This is a genomic window from Agrobacterium sp. MCAB5, assembly GCF_052114365.1.
GTDB lineage: Bacteria > Pseudomonadota > Alphaproteobacteria > Rhizobiales > Rhizobiaceae > Agrobacterium > Agrobacterium tumefaciens.
Map to the genome: position 1 here is coordinate 39,566 of NZ_JBFREP010000006.1, position 16,713 is coordinate 56,278.

Annotated in this window: 13 protein-coding genes; 6 read left to right on the plus strand and 7 right to left on the minus strand. The window is 59.0% G+C overall.

Annotated elements, in window-relative coordinates; all coding sequences use genetic code 11:
- Window positions 1-6 precede the first annotated feature (6 nt).
- Window positions 7-414: a PPC domain-containing DNA-binding protein gene (locus tag AB4Z23_RS15180; RefSeq protein WP_035199191.1), complete on the minus strand. Its 408-nt coding sequence runs from the start codon at window positions 412-414 to the stop codon at window positions 7-9.
- The gene (locus tag AB4Z23_RS15185; protein ID WP_025596087.1) at window positions 401-967 is read right to left on the minus strand and encodes a hypothetical protein; all 567 of its coding nucleotides are present in this window, start codon (window positions 965-967) and stop codon (window positions 401-403) included. The genes AB4Z23_RS15180 and AB4Z23_RS15185 overlap by 14 nt, the downstream gene beginning before the upstream one ends.
- A 161-nt stretch (window positions 968-1,128) precedes the next feature.
- Here AB4Z23_RS15185 and AB4Z23_RS15190 point away from each other — a divergent pair, with 161 nt between their 5' ends.
- The gene (locus AB4Z23_RS15190; protein WP_038493488.1) at window positions 1,129-1,647 is read left to right on the plus strand and encodes an Lrp/AsnC family transcriptional regulator; all 519 of its coding nucleotides are present in this window, start codon (window positions 1,129-1,131) and stop codon (window positions 1,645-1,647) included.
- A gap of 154 nt (window positions 1,648-1,801) precedes the next feature.
- Here the strand turns inward: AB4Z23_RS15190 and AB4Z23_RS15195 are convergent, their stop codons facing one another.
- Together AB4Z23_RS15195 and AB4Z23_RS15200 are read right to left on the minus strand one after the other, a co-directional pair.
- Entirely contained in the window at window positions 1,802-3,385 is a 1,584-nt protein-coding gene (locus tag AB4Z23_RS15195) for a hydantoinase B/oxoprolinase family protein (protein WP_441360327.1), read from the minus strand.
- Window positions 3,386-3,387: 2 nt separating this feature from the next.
- Entirely contained in the window at window positions 3,388-5,481 is a 2,094-nt protein-coding gene (locus tag AB4Z23_RS15200) for a hydantoinase/oxoprolinase family protein (protein ID WP_025596085.1), read from the minus strand.
- A gap of 159 nt (window positions 5,482-5,640) precedes the next feature.
- On the opposite strand from AB4Z23_RS15200, the gene AB4Z23_RS15205 reads away from it, so the two are divergent.
- Window positions 5,641-6,315 (plus strand): TetR/AcrR family transcriptional regulator, encoded by a 675-nt coding sequence (locus AB4Z23_RS15205; RefSeq protein WP_025596084.1) that lies wholly within the window; start codon window positions 5,641-5,643, stop codon window positions 6,313-6,315.
- On the opposite strand, the gene AB4Z23_RS15210 is transcribed toward AB4Z23_RS15205, so the two are convergent.
- From AB4Z23_RS15210 to AB4Z23_RS15220, 3 genes are all read right to left on the minus strand, one after another.
- Window positions 6,288-7,052, minus strand: coding sequence for an IclR family transcriptional regulator (locus tag AB4Z23_RS15210; protein WP_013761249.1), 765 nt, complete (start codon window positions 7,050-7,052; stop codon window positions 6,288-6,290). The genes AB4Z23_RS15205 and AB4Z23_RS15210 overlap by 28 nt on opposite strands.
- Before the next feature lie 169 nt (window positions 7,053-7,221).
- Complete coding sequence (locus tag AB4Z23_RS15215) at window positions 7,222-8,874, minus strand: hydantoinase B/oxoprolinase family protein (protein WP_421387746.1); 1,653 nt, start codon at window positions 8,872-8,874, stop codon at window positions 7,222-7,224.
- Complete coding sequence (locus tag AB4Z23_RS15220; RefSeq protein WP_111789176.1) at window positions 8,871-10,922, minus strand: hydantoinase/oxoprolinase family protein; 2,052 nt, start codon at window positions 10,920-10,922, stop codon at window positions 8,871-8,873. Before AB4Z23_RS15220 ends, AB4Z23_RS15215 begins: the two co-directional genes overlap by 4 nt.
- A 476-nt stretch (window positions 10,923-11,398) precedes the next feature.
- Here AB4Z23_RS15220 and AB4Z23_RS15225 point away from each other — a divergent pair, with 476 nt between their 5' ends.
- From AB4Z23_RS15225 to AB4Z23_RS15240, 4 genes are all read left to right on the plus strand, one after another.
- Complete coding sequence (locus AB4Z23_RS15225; protein ID WP_441360328.1) at window positions 11,399-12,928, plus strand: ABC transporter substrate-binding protein; 1,530 nt, start codon at window positions 11,399-11,401, stop codon at window positions 12,926-12,928.
- Window positions 12,929-13,054: 126 nt separating this feature from the next.
- Window positions 13,055-14,002: an ABC transporter permease gene (locus AB4Z23_RS15230; protein ID WP_013761253.1), complete on the plus strand. Its 948-nt coding sequence runs from the start codon at window positions 13,055-13,057 to the stop codon at window positions 14,000-14,002.
- On the plus strand, window positions 13,999-14,841 hold the full coding sequence (locus tag AB4Z23_RS15235; RefSeq protein ID WP_013761254.1) for an ABC transporter permease: 843 nt from the start codon (window positions 13,999-14,001) through the stop codon (window positions 14,839-14,841). The genes AB4Z23_RS15230 and AB4Z23_RS15235 overlap by 4 nt, the downstream gene beginning before the upstream one ends.
- A gap of 17 nt (window positions 14,842-14,858) precedes the next feature.
- Window positions 14,859-16,682 (plus strand): ABC transporter ATP-binding protein, encoded by a 1,824-nt coding sequence (locus AB4Z23_RS15240; RefSeq protein ID WP_441360329.1) that lies wholly within the window; start codon window positions 14,859-14,861, stop codon window positions 16,680-16,682.
- Window positions 16,683-16,713: the final 31 nt, after the last annotated feature.

The window sequence follows — 16,713 nt, forward strand, 5'->3', positions numbered from 1 at the left end:
TACAACTCACGCCGCCTGCGGCTTTTCCGCAGGCAACCATTCTTCCAGCGTCACTTCAAAAGTCATGCAAACCGGGTTAGCTCCGGCGATGAAGGGACCGCCATAAACCGAACCTTCGGTATCGGCGACGACACCGGTCAGCGAGGCGCGCAGCGAGCCGTCCGGCTGGGCACGCACTTCGCCGGCAATGGAGACGATTTCCACAGCGGGACCACGTATCTGCAAGAACGCGCCGTTGCGGGTGCCGAGACAGGCATCAACGAGACTACCAAGTGCACCGCGCACAAAGGCATTTCGAAAACCTTCGGCAAGGCACAGTTTTTCGACACCGAGAACAAGGTCTTCATTGGGTGCGATGCGGGCATAGGCCACACGCCCCATGGATCCGATTTCGACAGTGTTATGCGTGTTCATCGGCGCGCTCCGTACGGTTCCTGGGTTGAAGAAGGGGAATGTTGGTTTCAGGGTCGAAGGATTGCTGCAGCACGAAACTGTCGAGTGACGTCACCAGGGCGGAAACGCCGCTCTCGCCAACAATACAGGATTCAGTCAGCAGATGGCCGCCCTTGACCACACCTGCCGCGGTGCGCATGGCGGCATGGCAATGAACAATCGGCTCGCCCTTCATGCTGCGCCCGAGTGTAGCATTGCCGAACACAAGCCAGGCCGCACCGGCGTCGATGGGTTTCGTATAGGCAATGACCGCCTTGCCGGAAGGGTCGGGCGGAGCGACGCAATAGGACAATATGTCGAAATAGCCGCCGAGAATGGTGAGCGAGGCATTCTCAATACCGTTTTCGAAAAGCGGCTGCACGATTCCATCGTAAAGACTGCGGCCCGCCGCAATGAACAGCCGCACGTGGCGCGCGGATGGCGAGTGGAGGCTGTTGATGCGCACCGGCGAGGAAATGCCGGGGTGGATCAACGTTCTAGGCCTTGGAAAATGATGCTGTTCTACGGGTGCCACGCCTGCTCCTCCCTGCTGCCTGTACCTTGCAGTACGGTACTTAAAAATCAGCGGATGGTGCTTTCGAATGCCAGCGCCAAACCGCCCGTCTGAAAACATTTCTTTCGCAGTCTGCCGCAGTGACGGCAGGTTTTTTGCAACGTATTGTGTGGAGACAGGGGATGACGAAACCGCTGGACAGAATTGACCGCAAGATATTGCGCGCCCTGCTGGAGAACGGCAGGTTGAGCAATGCGGAGCTTTCAGAAAAGGTGGGGTTGTCGCCCAGTCCCTGCTGGCAGCGTGTCAAGCGGCTGGAAGACGAAGGGGTCATTCGCGGCTATACCGCCATTCTCGATCAGGCCAAGCTTGGACTGAGCGAAACTGTTATCATCGAGGTGATGCTGGAGCGCCACGACGACGAGGTTCTGGAACGCTTCGGGGAAGCAATGGCTGCTCTTCCGGAGGTGCTGGAAGCCTATCTGACGACAGGTGAGTATGATTATCTCATCAAGGTGGCGGTGGCAGGAACCGCAGGCTACGAGCAGTTTCTGCGCCGGAAGCTCTACAAGATCGAGGGTGTACGCCACTCCCGATCCTGTTTCGCACTTAAATGTCTCAAACACACATTATCAGTCGTACCCGATCCCGAACCTCCATCAATGGAAGCGACTGGCACCGGCCGCGTGCCGGCAAGATAGCGGCAGCGGATTGCGGGTAAAAAGGTAGTAGTCGCGTCTGCGCCCCCTTCGTTCCCCAGCTGGTGACTGAACCGACTTGAAATTGTCGTTTCCGGGCAACGGCGTGCCGCAGAAGATCGCAGATGTCCAAGGTATGCGGGAAACTCTAGCGTCTCTATTCGATCTGAACCGGAACCCTCCCCCAGCCGCCGCCGCCGGGCGTTTCCACGACGACCGTTTCTCCAGACGAAAGCGTTACCGAGCCTTTGCCGGCTAGCTGTGTCGCAATGCCGGCCGCATCGATGACCGAGTTTTGTCCCGTCGCGCCGGCATCACCGCCATGCAGACCGTAAGGACCAGTGATCCGACGGTCCGATTGAAGTGAAACACGCGCCTCGTGATCCACCGCTGTAATGGCGCGTATCAGGCCTTCGCCGCCGGCATGGTGCCCCGTCCCGCCCGATCCCTGGCGCAGCTCATAACGTTCGATACGCAGTGGATAGCTGATTTCAAGCGCCTCGATCGGGGTGTTGAGCGTGTTCGACATATTGGCGTGCACGCCATGCATGCCTGCACCATAGGGACGGCCGCCCTGCCCCCCGCCAATCGTCTCGATATAGGTATAGGGCCTTCCGCTTCGGGGATCACGTCCACCAATGCCGATCAGATTCATCGTCCCCTGACTGGCGGCGGCGATGCGATCGGGCGCGATAAGCGCAAAGGCGCGCAGTACCGTGTCTGCCACGCGTTGCGTGGTTTCAGTATTGCCCGCGCAGACGGCGGCCGGCGGCTGGGCATCGAGGAAACACCCCTGCGGAATGTGAATTTCGACTGGACGCAACACGCCGGCATTTGGCGGAAGTGTTGCGTCGGTCAGTATCTTGATGGCGTAGAACACCGCCGAATGCGTCATCGGCTTGACCGCATTGACATTACCACGCCGCTGCGGCGCGGTTCCTGCAAAATCGAATACCAGACGGTCGGGCGCAACATCGACGGCAACCTTGATCAGGACTTTTTCCGGGTTTGATCCATCGTCATCCAGCCAGTCCTCGGCCTCGTAGCGGCCGGGCGGCAACTCAGCGAGGCGCTTCAGCATGCGCCGCTCGGAATAGTCAAGAATGGCCGACAGGCCCTGTTTCAGCCCATCGACACCGAAACGCCCCACCATTTCCTGCAGGCGGGTCTCCCCGATCCTGAGAGCCGCCAACTGGGCATTGAGATCACCGCGCCTCTCTTCCGGCGTGCGCACATTGGCAAGCACCATGCGCATGATACCGGCCTGTTCCGCACCTCCGTCGTAAAGCAGGACTGGCGGAATGATCAGGCCCTCCTGGAAGATCTCTGTTGAGCTGCCGGGCATCGAACCGGGCTCCATGCCTCCGACATCCGAATGGTGCGCGCGGCTTGCCACGTGCGCAACGAGTTCACCTGCGGCGAAAACCGGAGCTATCAACGTGATGTCGGGCAGATGCGCGCCGGCAACGAAAGGGTCGTTGACGATGACGACATCGCCTTCCTTGAGCGGTGGCAACTGTGCAAGTGTCGGCGCAACGGCCCTCAGCATGGAACCAAGATGCACCGGTACGTGCTCGGCCTGCGCGACCAGCTCCGCATTCGCGTTGAAGATTGCGCAGGATGCGTCCATGCGTTCTTTAATGTTGGGCGAAAAGGCAGTGCATTTCAGCACGACGCCCATTTCCTGCGCGGTTGCTTCCAGGGCATTTCGCAGAACTTCGAGACGGATCGGATCAAACATGGTCATTCTGCTACCTCAACGATCAGACTGCCTGATTTGTGAACCGTGAGACGGTCGGCAGGATAAAGAACGGTGGTCGAAGAAACTTCCTCGATAATGGCGGGGCCGAATATCATGTTGCCAGCCTTGAGCTTTTCCCGGGCGTAGACCGCCGCCTTATAGAAGGCGCCACGCGCGCCGGTATCGCCAGGCTCGTAATAGACCGGGCGTTCGCCGGTTAGGGCATCGTCGTCGGGCACAGGGCCTCCGTCGTCGAGTTCGGGAAGCACCGGCGTTTTGATGCGGCCGATACCTGTGACGCCGAAGCCGGCGATCTCGATTGCGGCATTTTCGTCAGCATGACCGAAGCGGGCCCGGTGCGCGGCGTGAAACCGGCGAGGAAGGTCGGCCCACCAACAGGGTTCGCCGGGATTCACCGTCACTGACAGTTCAAACGACTGGCCCTGATAGCGCATGTCGATGCGTATTTCCACGTCGCGCCGGTCCGGCTCGACGCCATCATGATCGAGATGGCCGTCGGCGCGGTCAGTCAGGCGCTTGATGCGCAAAGCCGCTTCAGCTTCGCCATTGGCGGCATAGGGGACGACGTGTGTTTCGACGAAATCGTGGCGCAGGTCTGAAATCAGCTGTCCCAGCGCACACAGAATGCCAGGGGTCGGCGGCACCATTACACGCGGCATCTTGAGTTCGCGGGCTACGGGGCTGCCATGCATCGGTCCCGCACCGCCGAATGGCACAAGCGCGAAATCACGTGGATCATAACCACGTTCCACGGACACAACGCGGATGCCCCGAACAATGTTGGCATGGGCTACGCGCAATATTCCTGCCGCCGCCTCATAGACATCAAGACCAAGTGGTTGTGCAATGACATCGTTGATGGCTTTATGGGCCCCATCCAGATCAAGTGTCATCGAACCGCCCAGACGCGATTGCGGCGAGAACCGCCCCAGCAAAAGATTGGCATCGGTAACTGTCGGCAACGTTCCACCGCGACGATAGCAAACGGGGCCCGGCACCGCCTCGGCGCTCATCGGCCCCGCACGCAACGCCCCACCGTCATCAATCCAGGCAATGGAACCACCGCCCGCACCGATAGCATTGATATCGATAACCGGCAGGCGAATCGGCACGGTTTCGAGACTGGCCGAACGGGTGATTTCCGGCCGTCCAGCCCGGATGAGACTGATATCCGTGGACGTTCCACCAATATCCATGGTGATGATATCGGGAATACCTGCCAGCATAGCCACATGCGCGCTGGCGACTACACCACCGGCGGGGCCGGATAGAACGGTATGGACGGGCTTGAGGCGCGCTCCTTCGAGGCTCATCAGTCCACCGGCCGCATCCATCACCATAACCGGACGGTCGCGACCAAGGCCCAGCCCTTCCTTCTCATCCTGCAACATACCGGAGAGCGAAGACAGATAACGGTCCATGACCGGACGAAGATAGGCATTGAGCACCGCCGTCGAGCCGCGCTCGTATTCGCGGAATTCAGCATTCACCTCGACCGAAGCGGAAATTGCCACATGTGGGAGGACTTCAGCCAGAATATCGCGCGCCCGCAACTCATGGGAGGGATTGGCGTAAGAGTGGAGAAAAAGGATGGCGACGGCCTCGACGCCAGCCGCCTTCATCGCTTCACCAGCCGCGCGCACATCGGCCTCGTCGAGCGGCTGCAACTCTTTACCTGTCGGCAGAATACGGCCCCGCGCCGTAAAACAAAGTTCGCGCGGCACCAACGGTTCAGGCTTCACCCTGGTCAGATCGAACAGCGTCGGACGGTTCTGGCGGCCGATTTCAAGGAGATCGCGAAAGCCGTGATTGGTGAGAAATGCCGTCTTTGCGCCATTGCGCTGGATCACGGCATTGGTTGCCGTTGTCATGCCATGTCCCACATACGCAACATCCGCACCGCTCGCGCCCTGCAGGCCCAGGGCCTTTCGCAGGCCTTCAAGTGTGCCGAGCGCACGGTTGACCGGCGTGGTCGATACCTTCGAGACGGTGATGGTTCTCGTCGTCTCGTCATAGGCAATGCTGTCGGTGAAAGTTCCGCCGACGTCGGATGCGACACGTATATGCGGGGTCATAACTGCCTCTTGTGTAACAGTAACGTTGTCGTTACAAAAACAGAAGCAACGGGAGCTGTAAAGAGCTGTTGGCGATAACGCTGCAAAATTCGTTCCTTGCCGAAGAGAGGACAAGACGAGGCAAAGATGATATTCACCGGCCACGGAAGGACGACATGAATGAACGACAGGCCGCAGGCAACAAAGGTGAAGGAAAAGCCGCCAGGATCACACGCGGCGCGCACCTCGCGCACCCGCAAGGCCATTCTTGTGGCTGCGGCAGGCGAATTCGTTGCGCACGGTCTGGAAGGTGCAAATATCGAGGCTATCGCCTATTCGGCTGGCGTTAACAAGGCACTTGTCTATCGGCATTTTTCCCGCAAGGAAGTGTTGTTCCGGCATGTGCTGGAAGACGCTTACCGGGCGATGCGCGATGCAGAGGAATCGCTGGCGATGCCTTCGGATCCGGTTGCTGCGCTCGACCGGCTTGTGGAGTTCACCTTTGACTACTACCGGAACAATCAGGGCTTCCTGACGCTTGTCGGCATCGAGAACCTGCACGGTGGCGAGAACATCCGCGAATCGGAGCCCGAAACGGTATATGCCGGAAATATTTCCCGGATGGTGGCAGGCATTCTGGAGCGTGGCGCCACAGCTGGCGTGTTTCGCCCTCGGTTGGACCCTGTCGAGTTATGGCTGTCAATCTCGAATCTGTGCTGGGCCACGGTCTCCACGGCACACACCATCCGCTTTACCTTCGGGCGGGACGTTCTTGCTGAACCGGCGCGCAGCGCGCGCCTTGCCCATATCCAGGAAATGATCCGGCGTTACGCGTTGAGGCCGGACCACTTGTAGGGCAGTGCTTCAGACATCAGCGCGACGCAGCGCTGTGCCTCGTCATCCGAAACGCTGTTGGCCAGCGCAAGCAGAGAAACCCCGGTTTCGCCATAACGATTGTCACCGGGCGCGGGCGCAAAGGAAAGCGTCCAGACCTCGTACCCCGCCGCCTTGCGCGTACCGATCACATAGCCTTTTTCAAGGAACATCTCGATCTCGGCGCGGATGGTATCCGTTTCGATCTGCCATTGTTCGTAATGCGGGGCGTTGATTTCGAGGATGCGTTCGCGGGATTCCCTGTCCAGCCGCGCCATCATGCAAACCCCGGCATGGCCGATACCAAGCGGCAGACGCCCGCCCACGCCCGAAAGCAAGGGTTGGACCGGCGCTGCGCTGAGCTGGAAATCGAGGCAAACAGATTCGAAACCCGACCGCGCCATGAGAAAACTTGATATGTTTGTCCCGGCGGTGATGGAAATAAGCGCCGGACGGAAAAGATCGACCAGATCACCAATACCTGGCACGCGCTGCGCCAGTGCATAAATCGCGCTACCCAGCCTGTAGTTGCCGCGCCGACCGCTCTGCTCAACAAAACCGTAATGAGACAGTCCCGTCAGAGCCCGATGCACCGCCGATTTAGCATCACCGATCCCATCTGCGATTTCAGCAAGGCTCATGCCGCCGACACCCGCATTGCCTAGCGCCAGAAGAATTTCCGCACCGCGTTCGACATTGCTGGACGATTGCTTTGCCATGCTGTCCCCTGGGTTTCGGTGAATATATCATTCATTAAAATCCGATAATTGGAACTGGATTAGGCAATATGGCATGGGTAGTCAAGCGGGTTAAAAAATTGGAACCTCAAGCCGCTCGCCCAAAAAAGACCCGGCTCCCTATGGAGGGAAACCGGGCCAGCTTGGGAAATCAGAGCCCGTAAACGGATCTGGCCGCTTCGGAGGAAATGCGTCCGTCACGGACGTCGGCTGCAATGGATGCCGGGTCGCGCATGGAGGGCTCGCCATATCCGCCGGCACCGGGGGTTACGATCTCGAGAATATCACCCTTGAAGATGTCGCCGGCACCATTCACCAGCCGCTCGGGCGCACCGAGAATGGTAAAGGAGCCAAGCCCACCTGCAAGGCCACCATCCAGACCCCAGGGGCGCGAGACGAAGCGGGAGCCACCGATGGAGACCCGGCAATCTGCTTCTGCGCGATACACGCGGCGAAGCCCCATGCCACCCCTGAACTGTCCGCCACCACCGGAACCGTCGACCAGTTCATAGGCAACCAGCGTTAGCGGATACTCGGTTTCAAGCGATTCCAGTGGCAGGTTGGACGTATTGGTCATGTGGACATGCACGCCGTCCAGGCCATCCTTGTTATGCCGCGCCCCGAAGCCGCCACCGATAGTTTCGAGATAGACCCAGAGGCTGCCGTCCGCGCGTGTACCAGAGAAGCTCGCAACCGCGACAGATCCGTTGCAGGCGGCGGTCACGCGGTGCGGAATCACCTTCGCGAGTGCGCCATGGATGAGATCGACCACACGCTGGCATGCGGCAATGCGGCCATCGACGGCGGCCGGGTGAGCGCAATTGAGCAATGTACCCTTTTTCGCCGTCACATGGATGGGCCGGGCCAGACCGGCATTCGGCAGGACGGTTGGATCAACAACGGTCTTCACCGCATAATAGACTGTGGAAAGGAGCGCGGTATAGACCACGTTCAGACCGGCGCGAACCTGCGGCGGGCTGACGAAATCAAGATGCATCTCGTCACCCTTGACTGTAATTGTCACCGAAAATTCGAGCTCGTCCCGCAGCGATTCCGCATCGAACATATCCGAAAAGCTGTAGGTGCCATCCGGAATGGAAGCGATGCCGGCGCGCATCTTGCGTTCGGCATAGTCCATCAGTTCGCGACCAGCAGCGAGAACCGTTCCGGTGGAATACTTGTCGCAGAGTTCCTTGAGGCGCGTCACGCCAAGGCGGTTCGCTGCCATCTGGGCGCGCAGGTCCGACATTCGCTCATGCGGCACCTGGCAGTTCAGGAGAAACAGCTTCTGGATGTCTTCCTGAAGAATGCCCTTTCGATAGAGGCGAACCGGGGGAATGCGCAGGCCTTCCTGATAGATGTGGGCATGGCCGCGATCTGCGAAGTCGGAATGGTGCGCTGTATTGATCGCCCAGGCGATCAACTTGCCGTCCTGGAAAATCGGCTCCGCCAGAACGATATCCGGCAGATGGGTGCCGCCACCCTCATAGGCGTCGTTGCCGATAAACACGTCGCCGGGAGCAAGACTATCCGCGCCCACATGCTCCAGAATATAGGGAATAAAGCCGATAAACGAGCCGAGATGCATCGGGATATGTTCTGCCTGGCAAAGCATTGCCCCCCTGGCGTCGAACAGTGCCGTAGAGCAATCGCGGCGTTCCTTGATATTGGTGGAATAGCTGGCACGAACGAGCGCCTCTCCCATTTCCTCGACGGTGGAGGCAAATGCGCTGCCGATGACCTCGACAGTTATCGGATTGAGTGCTGCAGCAGAGTTCTGTGCGATGGCTGCATTCGTCATCATTTTCCCTCCACGATGAGGTTGAGATAGGCATCGACCGTAGCGACATATCCAGGTGGCAGAACCGTGGTCGAATCCATCTGGTCGATAATGGCAGGACCGGCGACGACGTTACCGGGTTTCAGCAGATCGCGGTTATAGAGCGACGCTGCAGTAAAACCGCCGGCTTCGGCCATCCAGACATCACGCTTGCCGGAGATCGCAGCAGAGGAATCCTCGCCCTCCATCTCGCGGGCCTTGAACGCTGCTTTTTCGACGACGCCGCTTGCGACCAAACGATAGGTAACAAGCTGCACCGGCTCACCTTCGGCGATGAAGCCATAGAGCTGGCGATGCGCCTGCTCGAAACGCTCCTTGACGAGGCGGAAGGTTTCCTCGGTGATCGGTCCTTCCGGCAAGGCGACTGCGATCTCGTAATTCTGGCCGGCGTAGCGGCAATCGACGGTGCGGGTGACAACGCGGGCGGCTGGTGCGATTTTCTCACGCTCGAACCAGGCATTGGCTTGAGCAGAAAGGCCATCATACAGCGTGGAGATCGTTCCCGACGCCACCTGGTCGAGGCGATGCAGGACAGTCGCCGAGAAGTCCGTTCTCAGATCCGTCATCAAGAGGCCAAGAGCGCATAAGACGCCCGGGGTCTTCGGCACGACGATGCGCTTCATGCCCAACTCACGGGCCAGACGCACGGCATGCACCGGACCCGCTCCGCCGAAGGCGACCAGCGCGTAGTCACGCGGATCATGGCCACGCTGGACGGAAATCACGCGAATGGCCTTGGCCATGTTGGCCGTCACGATGTCGAGAATGCCGTTCGCGGTTTCCAGAACGCCCATATCGAGCTTTTCCGCAAGCCGTTCGACGGCCTTTACCGACAGCGAACGGTCAATCTTCATTCGGCCGTTGAGCAGATATTCCGGGTTCTGTGTCTGAAGTACGACATTGGCGTCAGTGACCGTCGGCTCGTCATTGCCAAGGCCGTAGCAGGCCGGACCAGGATTGGCGCCTGCAGAACGTGGACCGACTTTCAGGTGATTGCCGGAATCGATATAGGCGATCGAGCCACCACCGGCCCCGACCGTGTGTATATCGAGCATCGGAGCCTTGATCGGATAACCGTGGACCACCGACTCGTTCACCACTCGGCACTGACCATCAGCAAGCAGTGCAACGTCAGAGCTGGTACCGCCCATGTCAAACGTGATGAGGTTGTCGATGCCGGTCATCCGACCAACCGCCTGGGCAGCGACAACACCGGTCGAGGGACCGGACAGAACCGTGCGTACCGGCATTTCGGCAGCAGCATCAAAGCCGATAACGCCGCCATTCGACTGGGTGAGCTGCGGCGCAACCGTGATGCCGAGATCGGTGAGCTTGCCGGACAGCGCTTTCACATAACCCTGCATGACGGGGCCAAGATAGGCATTGACGACCGTGGTCGACAATCGCTCGAACTCACGGAATTCCGGCGCGATACGGTGTGACAGCGAATGGAAGGCTTCAGGAAACTCATCTTCCAGAATGCGGGCCGCGATCTTCTCATGCTCGGCGTGCATGAAAGAATATAGGAAATTGACTGCGACCGCCTTTACGCCATCGGCCTTCAGAGCCCGCACCGCTTCGCGCAATGCAGTCTCGTCCAGTGGTGTTTCAACAGTGCCAGTGGCCAAAACACGCTCTTCAATACCGAAGCGCAGGTGACGCTCGACCAGAAGTTCAGGCTTATCTGCCTGGAGATCATAGAGGTCCGGGCGTTTCTGACGGCCGATTTCCAGCAGATCGCGGAAACCACCGGTCGTCAGAAGCCCTGTTTTTGCGCCACGACCCTGGATGAGCGCGTTTGTGGCAACCGTTGTACCGTGACCGACATAAGAAACATCCTCGGCCTTGATGCCTACGCGCTCGATGCCATCGGCCACACCCTGCGTGATCCCGCGCGAAGGGTCATCCGGTGTCGATGAAACCTTCCAGATCACCACCTCGCCCGTCTCATCCTCAAACAGACAAACGTCGGTAAAAGTACCACCGGAATCCACGCCAATCCGCCATGCCATGGCTCGCTCCTTCTTCTGGATGTCATAAGGCAACGCCTCATCTGGAGGTCGTGCGACACTGCCTTGATTGCATGCGCCGCCCACTGCGAAAGCCAAGCCTTCGGCCCCGGAGAAACGGCTGCCGGGCAATCCGGGCCAGTTGTTCAGACCCTATGATCGGCTTCATTCCCTTGTCAATCTCAATTCCATTATTACGACCAGAATATTTCTGCTATTCCTATAATTAGATTATAAGCCAAAATTACGCCGGAGGTTGAAAAATTTGTGGTCTTATTCCGTTATTTGACACAAAGATTTCCCAATGAATTAATTAATGGAATTTCGCTTGACACCCGGAAAAGGCTCTCTTTATTGTTTTCGATATCGACGGGACCAGATCACGCCCACCGGGACCGACACTTTTCCGGAAAGGTGGCGCGCCGAAATCGTCCACGCCGGCTGGCAAGCATGTATCAACACATAATGGGGAACTAACCATGATACTCGATCGCCGTACCCTTCTGAAACTGACCGCCGCTTCAGGTGCCGCATTTGCCATCGGAGCGTCCAGAACCTTTGCGCAGGCCCCTTCCGACACATTGCGCATCGGCCTTTCCACCTATCCCGCTCATCTGAAACCGTGGGTGAATGTCGGCTATGCCGGCCAACTCGTTTCTTCGCTGATCAACCGTTTCCTCATGGCCTACACGCCAGAAGGCAAACTTGTGGGTGAACTGGCCGAAAGCTTCGACCGAGACGGCGACCGCGCCTGGGTGATCAAGCTGAAGGATGTTAAATTCTCCGACGGCCAGCCCGTCACCTCGGCCGACATCGAATGGAATATCGAGAAGATCAAGGCGGAGGGCTCCGGTGCCTATACCCGTGATGCGATGCTCGAAGTCGAGAAGGTCGAGATTGTTGATGACCGCACCTTCAAGCTCCTGACGAAATCACCGAACGCGGCGCTGCCGGCGCTCTTCGCCAACCCCTTCCTGCAGATCATCGCCAAGGGTTCGACCGACAAACAGGACCATGGCATAGGCGCGGGCCCGTTCACGCTGGCCAATGCAGAAAAGGGCGTAGGCCTCGATTTCGAAGCCTCCCCGCATTATTTCAAGGAAGGCTTGCCGCATTTCAAGAAGGTTCGTGTCACCGCCTACGCCGACGAAAACCTACGTGTTGCAGCGATCACTGCGGGCGATGTCGATGTGATCGATTACGTTCCGTGGAGCGCAATGGACCAGCTCGACAAGGACGCCAGTGTTGCGCTTGAGACAGCTGCCACAGGCGCTTTCATGTTCCTGTCGTTCAACGGAGCTGGTGCATTCAAGGACCAGCGCCTGCGGCGCGCCGTTTCCCTCGCCATTCGCCGCGAAGAGATCGTCAAGGGCGTGTTCTTCGGTCGTGGCGCAGTGCTCGAAGGCGTGCCGCGCTCGTCCGCGACGCCGTTCTACAACGCCGAACTCGCCAAGGGGCAGAGCTACGACCCCGACCGCGCCAAGGCGCTGATTAAGGAGGCCGGTGCAGAAGGTGTGACCGTCAATTTGCTCTCGACCGCGCAGTACGGCATGCACCGCGATACCGCCGTCATCGTCCAGGGCCATCTGGCTGAAGTCGGCATCAACGTGACACTGACGATGCCCGACTGGTCCACCCGCGTTACCATGGGTAACCGTGGCCAGGGCGATTTTGCCATTCAGGGTCTCGGCCTCGACACCTTCGATCCGGATGCGACAAGCGCCCTTATTGACCCGACGCTGTCGCCGACCTTCTTCCGCTCACGCAATTTCGAGGTTCCAGGCCTGACCGAGCTGCTCGCCAAGGGCCGTGCGGAGTTCGACCTGGAAAAGCGCAAGGCGATATATGCCGAAGTTGACAAGCTCGTCATCGAATACACGCCTTTTTGCGGTCTTTCCTACCGCGCCACCGGCTTTGCCCACCTGAAGCGCGTCAACAATTTCCATATGCTTCCGGACCAGATTTCTCCCTTCTCCGGTCGCCTTTTCGACGAGCTTTCGCTGTCGTAACATCTGGAATTAGCCCGGTCGGCACTCGCCTGTCCGGGCACCCGTTTCTCATCTTCCGTGCGGAAGAGGCCTGAAAGGCAAGTATTTTCAGGCTGACGTTGCACGGCTGACTGCCGGAGGGTCTTCATGTTCTGGTTCCTGCAGCGAATTGCCATTTCTCTGGCGCTGCTCTGGGTCGTTACCAGCCTCGTCTTTCTTTCCATTTATATGGTGCCAGGCGATCCGGCTGAACTGCTGCTTTCAGGAGAAGGTTCGACGCCCGACGCGGCTTCGGTTGCGCAGTTGCGCAACGATCTGGGCCTCGACCGGCCGATACTGACGCAATATGTCGATCGGATGTCCGGCCTCATTCGCTTTGATCTCGGCAACTCGATGATCGACGGTTCACCGGTCGCACCCGAAATTGCCAAACGCCTGCCGCGTACACTTGAGCTGATCGCAGCCGCCGCGATCCTCAGTTTGATCATCGGCTTACCAGTCGGCGTTGTCGCAGCCTTGCGACAGGGCGGCAGTTTCGATCGCGTCTCGAATTTTCTTGCCGGTTTTGCCCAGGGCATCCCCGTTTTCGTCGCCGGTACATTGATAATTCTGGTCTTTGCCCAGATGTGGAAGCTGGTGCCAGCCGGTGGATACGTCAATATTTCAGACGACCCCGGCAAGCATCTGATCCTGCTGGCAATGCCCGCTTTCGCCATAGCGCTCGGTCTTGCGGCGATCGTCGTGCGCATCGCGCGTGCCTCAGTGCTCGATGTTCTGCCGCTGGATTATGTCCGAACCGCACGCGCCAAGGGTCTGCCGCAACGGCGCATCATTGCCCGCCACGTGCTGCGCAACGCGCTGATGCCGGTCATCACGGTCTTCGCGCTCAATCTTGGCGGCCTGTTCGGCGGCACGGTGCTGGTGGAATATGTCTTCAACTGGCCGGGCTTGTCCGGCATGCTGGTCAGCGCCGTCAATTCCCGTGACTACCCCACAGTTACTGCGGTCATCCTGGTCATTTCGGCCCTGTTCATCACGCTCAACCTCATCGTCGATATTGTCTACGGTGTCACCGATCCGAGGATTCGCAAATGACGCGCTCGCTTCGTCTCGTCTGGCCGCTGCTGCTCGCGCTCATCGCACTGATATGCCTGCTTGCTCCAGTACTGCCCCTGTCAGATCCCCTGAAGATGACCATGGGTCAGCGGTTCGCCGGGCCATCTCCAGCTTTCCCGCTCGGGCAGGATGAAATGGGCCGCGACATTCTCTCCCGGCTGGTCTTCGGCATCCGTATCTCGCTGTTTATCGCCCTCTCGACCTCCATCCTTTCTGGCGTCATCGGTACCGCATTCGGCATTATCGGCGGTTACATGCGAGGTTTTCCGGAAATCCTGACGCTCAGGGCCATGGATGTCGTGCTCTGTTTCCCCCCGCTTCTCCTCGCCATGCTCGCCGTAACCCTTTATGGGCCAGGTCCGATGACGCTGATACCCGTGCTTGCCGCAGTGTTCGTTCCCGGTTTCACCCGCATCGCCTATGCCAGCGTGCTTACCGTTCGCTCGCAGGATTATGTCGAGGCGGTACAGGCCATGGGTGCCAGTAACATCCGCATCATGTTGAAAACCATTTTGCCCAACATCATGGGACCTCTTCTGGTTCAGGCCAGCTTCGTCACGGCGGCGGCGGTTGTGCTTGAATCGGGCCTGTCCTTCCTTGGTCTCGGCGTCGTCCCTCCCTCGCCCTCACTCGGGCTGATGATCGGAACCGGCCGGGCGGCCATCGCTCATCAGCCCATGCTGCTTGTCTGGCCCTGTCTGGCGCTGGTCGTGATGATCCTCGTGCTCAACGGGGTCTGCGATCTTCTGCGCGACTGGCTCGACCCGCGTTCGGCGGCAGGAGCCGTCCTTGCGGGCGGCGGCAAGAGCGGCGTATGAAACAGGAAAAAGTGACAATGACCGAAACCACGCCTCATCCTGTCCTCTCCATCCGCAATCTCAAGGTCTCATTCCTGCGCGACGGCACGTTGAACCCAGTGGTTCGCGAGCTGAACCTAGACATCCGTGCTGGTGAAACACTTGCGATCGTTGGAGAAAGCGGTTCCGGCAAGAGTGTTACGGCACTGTCCGTGATGCAGCTTCTGCCGGAAAAGACGAGCCGCATCGAAGGCTCGATCAAGCTCGACGACGAAGAACTGATCGGCGCTTCCCCTGCTCGCATGCGTGAAATCCGTGGCAACCGGGTGGCGATGATCTTCCAGGAACCGATGACGAGCCTCAATCCGGTACTGACCGTCGGGGAACAGATCGCGGAAGCCCTGATTGCCCATAACGGTATTTCGAAAAGCGTGGCACGGACGGAAACTTTGAAACTGATGGAGAAAGTGCGGATTCCCTCCTCTGCCAAACGTATCGACGATTACCCGCACCAGTTTTCAGGAGGCATGCGCCAGCGCGTGATGATTGCGATAGCACTTGCCTGTCGCCCCGCCCTTCTGATTGCCGACGAACCGACCACGGCGCTCGACGTCACCATTCAGGCGCAGATCCTCGACCTCATCAAAACCCTGCAGGAAGAGGAAGGCACCGCTGTGCTTTTCATCACCCATGACATGGGTGTCGTCGCTGAAATCGCCGACCGTACGCTGGTGATGTATCGTGGCGACCAGATTGAGACCGGCACGACATCAGAAGTCTTTGCCAGCCCGCAAAAGCCCTATACGCGCGCCCTGCTTTCCGCGGTGCCGCAACTCGGTTCGGCCGGCGAAGATGGCCCCAGTCCTTTCCCGATTATCGACATGGAAACAGGACAGGCACTGCCACAGAAGAAGCGGCCCGATACCATCGACGCGGCGAGTGGCAAGCTTCTCGATGTCAGGAACCTGTCGGCGCGGTTCGAGATGCGATCCGCCTTCACCCGGATGGTGCACTCGCGCGTGCATGCGGTCGAAAATGTCAGCTTTTCGCTCTCGCGGGGTGAAACACTTGCGCTGGTAGGTGAATCGGGCTGCGGAAAATCGACCACTGGCCGCTTGCTGGCCGGGCTTAACCGGCCGCATTCCGGCTCAATCCATATCCACGGCGCGGATGTTGGCTCCTTCACCAGATCGGACCTGTCCCGTCAAGTTCAGATGATTTTTCAGGACCCGTTCGCCAGCCTCAATCCCCGCCTGACGGTTGAAAACGCCATCGCGGAGCCTCTTTTGATCCATGGGTTGGAAACGCCCCGCAATGCCCGAAAGCTTGCGCGTGATCTGCTTGGCGAAGTCGGTCTGGCTGGGGCGATGGCGAGCCGTTATCCGCATGAGTTTTCCGGCGGCCAACGCCAGCGCATTTGCATCGCAAGAGCGCTGGCGCTCCAACCCGAACTCATCATTGCCGATGAGGCGGTTTCGGCACTCGACGTTTCAGTCAAGGCTCAGGTGGTAAACTTGTTACTGGACCTTCAGGAACGACTGAAACTCGGCCTGCTGTTCATTTCCCACGACATGGCAGTTGTCGAGCGCATGAGCCATCGCATAGCTGTAATGTATCTCGGCGAAATCGTTGAGACCGGACCGCGCGAAGCTGTTTTCTCGAATCCGCAACATCCCTATACCCGGCGCTTGCTATCGGCCGTGCCGCTGCCAGATCCCTCACGCAGGCATATGCGGCGCAAATTCGCTGATACAGAGTTGCGCAGCCCAATCCGGCCGAAAACCTTCACGCCGCCAAACCGCGAATATCGCGAAGTTACACCCGGCCACATGGTTCAGGTGTGGAATGAGGAGTGGGCCTGATCTGGCCCTGGGCGTCCGTATCAGCCTGGAC

Excerpts from the sequence above, each read along its gene's own strand:
- AB4Z23_RS15200 (WP_025596085.1), bottom strand. The coding sequence starts at position 5,481 with ATGACCCCGCATATACGTGTCGCATCCGACGTCGGCGGAACTTTCACC.
- AB4Z23_RS15215 (WP_421387746.1), bottom strand. The coding sequence starts at position 8,874 with ATGATGACGAATGCAGCCATCGCACAGAACTCTGCTGCAGCACTCAAT.
- AB4Z23_RS15195 (WP_441360327.1), bottom strand. The coding sequence starts at position 3,385 with ATGTTTGATCCGATCCGTCTCGAAGTTCTGCGAAATGCCCTGGAAGCA.
- AB4Z23_RS15220 (WP_111789176.1), bottom strand. The coding sequence starts at position 10,922 with ATGGCATGGCGGATTGGCGTGGATTCCGGTGGTACTTTTACCGACGTT.
- AB4Z23_RS15225 (WP_441360328.1), top strand. The coding sequence starts at position 11,399 with ATGATACTCGATCGCCGTACCCTTCTGAAACTGACCGCCGCTTCAGGT.
- AB4Z23_RS15235 (WP_013761254.1), top strand. The coding sequence starts at position 13,999 with ATGACGCGCTCGCTTCGTCTCGTCTGGCCGCTGCTGCTCGCGCTCATC.
- AB4Z23_RS15205 (WP_025596084.1), top strand. The coding sequence starts at position 5,641 with ATGAACGACAGGCCGCAGGCAACAAAGGTGAAGGAAAAGCCGCCAGGA.
- AB4Z23_RS15190 (WP_038493488.1), top strand. The coding sequence starts at position 1,129 with ATGACGAAACCGCTGGACAGAATTGACCGCAAGATATTGCGCGCCCTG.
- AB4Z23_RS15230 (WP_013761253.1), top strand. The coding sequence starts at position 13,055 with ATGTTCTGGTTCCTGCAGCGAATTGCCATTTCTCTGGCGCTGCTCTGG.
- AB4Z23_RS15240 (WP_441360329.1), top strand. The coding sequence starts at position 14,859 with ATGACCGAAACCACGCCTCATCCTGTCCTCTCCATCCGCAATCTCAAG.
- AB4Z23_RS15210 (WP_013761249.1), bottom strand. The coding sequence starts at position 7,052 with ATGGCAAAGCAATCGTCCAGCAATGTCGAACGCGGTGCGGAAATTCTT.
- AB4Z23_RS15180 (WP_035199191.1), bottom strand. The coding sequence starts at position 414 with ATGAACACGCATAACACTGTCGAAATCGGATCCATGGGGCGTGTGGCC.